The organism is Parabacteroides sp. AF17-3 (assembly GCF_003635445.1).
Lineage (GTDB): Bacteria > Bacteroidota > Bacteroidia > Bacteroidales > Tannerellaceae > Parabacteroides > Parabacteroides goldsteinii.
The window spans coordinates 1-2,133 of record NZ_QTMM01000044.1; the positions used below are offsets into that span (position 1 = coordinate 1).

Consider the following 2,133-nt stretch of genomic DNA (forward strand, 5'->3'; position numbering starts at 1 on the left):
TCCGAGAGCCAAGGCATCCACCGTCTGCCCTTGCTTACTTTCTTATTTCCGGTCACATCGCTGTGAACCTGGATTGATATATCTTCAGCTTGCTCTTGTTACTTTATTTTACGTTGTCCATCATGTCAAAGATCTTGTCGTTACTTTACGTTTCTGATGTCTCGGTAACTTTTTGTGGAGAATAACGGATTCGAACCGTTGACCCTCTGCGTGCAAGGCAGATGCTCTAGCCAGCTGAGCTAATCCCCCAAAATTCTCTCTCAGAGATTCTGTAGTCCCAGGCAGAGTTGAACTGCCGACCTCTACATTATCAGTGTAGCGCTCTAACCAACTGAGCTATAGGACTGTCAACTTTGCCTTGGTTTCCCTCAGCATCATTTTTCTCTCTTGCCGACATTTTATTGCCGGTAGATCTATATTTTATACATATTCAACCGTAGTACAAGTTAACTAATACCTCTGAGTCAACTTGATAACGAACTCTTCGCTCCAGAAAGGAGGTGTTCCAGCCGCACCTTCCGGTACGGCTACCTTGTTACGACTTAGCCCCAGTCATCGGTTTTACCCTAGGCCGATCCTTGCGGTTACGGACTTTAGGTACCCCCAACTCCCATGGCTTGACGGGCGGTGTGTACAAGGCCCGGGAACGTATTCACCGCGCCATGGCTGATGCGCGATTACTAGCGAATCCAGCTTCACGAAGTCGGGTTGCAGACTTCGATCCGAACTGAGATGGGGTTTGGAGATTAGCATCCGCTCGCACGGTAGCTGCCCTTTGTCCCCACCATTGTAACACGTGTGTCGCCCCGGATGTAAGGGCCGTGCTGATTTGACGTCATCCCCACCTTCCTCACAGCTTACGCTGGCAGTCTCACTAGAGTCCTCAGCATGACCTGTTAGTAACTAGTGATAAGGGTTGCGCTCGTTATGGCACTTAAGCCGACACCTCACGGCACGAGCTGACGACAACCATGCAGCACCTCGCAAATTGCTATTACTAGAGACTCTGTTTCCAGAGCTGTCAATATGCGTTCAAACCCGGGTAAGGTTCCTCGCGTATCATCGAATTAAACCACATGTTCCTCCGCTTGTGCGGGCCCCCGTCAATTCCTTTGAGTTTCACCGTTGCCGGCGTACTCCCCAGGTGGATTACTTAACGCTTTCGCTGTGCCGCTTACTGTGTATCGCAAACAGCTAGTAATCATCGTTTACTGCGTGGACTACCAGGGTATCTAATCCTGTTTGATCCCCACGCTTTCGTGCTTCAGTGTCAGTTATAGTTTAGTAAGCTGCCTTCGCAATCGGAGTTCTGCGTGATATCTATGCATTTCACCGCTACACCACGCATTCCGCCTACCTCAAATATACTCAAGTCAACCAGTTTCAACGGCAATTTTATGGTTGAGCCACAAACTTTCACCGCTGACTTAATTAACCACCTACGCACCCTTTAAACCCAATAAATCCGGATAACGCTCGCATCCTCCGTATTACCGCGGCTGCTGGCACGGAGTTAGCCGATGCTTATTCATATGGTACATACAAAAAGGAACACGTTCCTCACTTTATTCCCATATAAAAGAAGTTTACAAACCATAGATCCTTCATCCTTCACGCGACTTGGCTGGTTCAGGCTCTCGCCCATTGACCAATATTCCTCACTGCTGCCTCCCGTAGGAGTCTGGTCCGTGTCTCAGTACCAGTGTGGGGGACCTTCCTCTCAGAACCCCTATCCATCGTGGACTTGGTGAGCCGTTACCTCACCAACTATCTAATGGAACGCATGCCCATCTATCAGCGATAATTCTTTAACAAATATTTCCATGTGGAACCCCTGTTTTATGCGGTATTAGTCCGACTTTCGCCGGGTTATTCCCCTCTGATAGGTAGGTTGCATACGCGTTACTCACCCGTGCGCCGGTCGCCACCAATGTATTGCTACATCGTGCTGCCCCTCGACTTGCATGTGTTAAGCCTGTCGCTAGCGTTCATCCTGAGCCAGGATCAAACTCTTCGTTGTTTAAATTGTTTTTATATCTCTATGCTCAGAATTCGTATTTATTTTCAAGTTTTTGACGGTATTAATTTTTAATACTTGTACTACTTGTTGATATGTAAATCTTTCAAAGAACT

The 2,133-nt window shown here is 47.8% G+C and carries 2 tRNA genes and 1 rRNA gene; all 3 read right to left on the reverse strand.

The features are described from left to right. Nucleotides 1-175 precede the first annotated feature (175 nt). The 3 genes from DWW91_RS27445 to DWW91_RS27455 all read right to left on the reverse strand — a co-directional run bounded on the left by DWW91_RS27445 (nucleotide 176) and on the right by DWW91_RS27455 (nucleotide 2,020). A tRNA-Ala gene (locus DWW91_RS27445) sits at nucleotides 176-249 on the reverse strand. A gap of 23 nt (nucleotides 250-272) precedes the next feature. Further along, a tRNA-Ile gene (locus tag DWW91_RS27450) sits at nucleotides 273-346 on the reverse strand. Nucleotides 347-493: 147 nt separating this feature from the next. Beyond that, a 16S ribosomal RNA gene (locus tag DWW91_RS27455) occupies nucleotides 494-2,020 on the reverse strand. Between the last annotated feature and the right edge of the window lie 113 nt (nucleotides 2,021-2,133).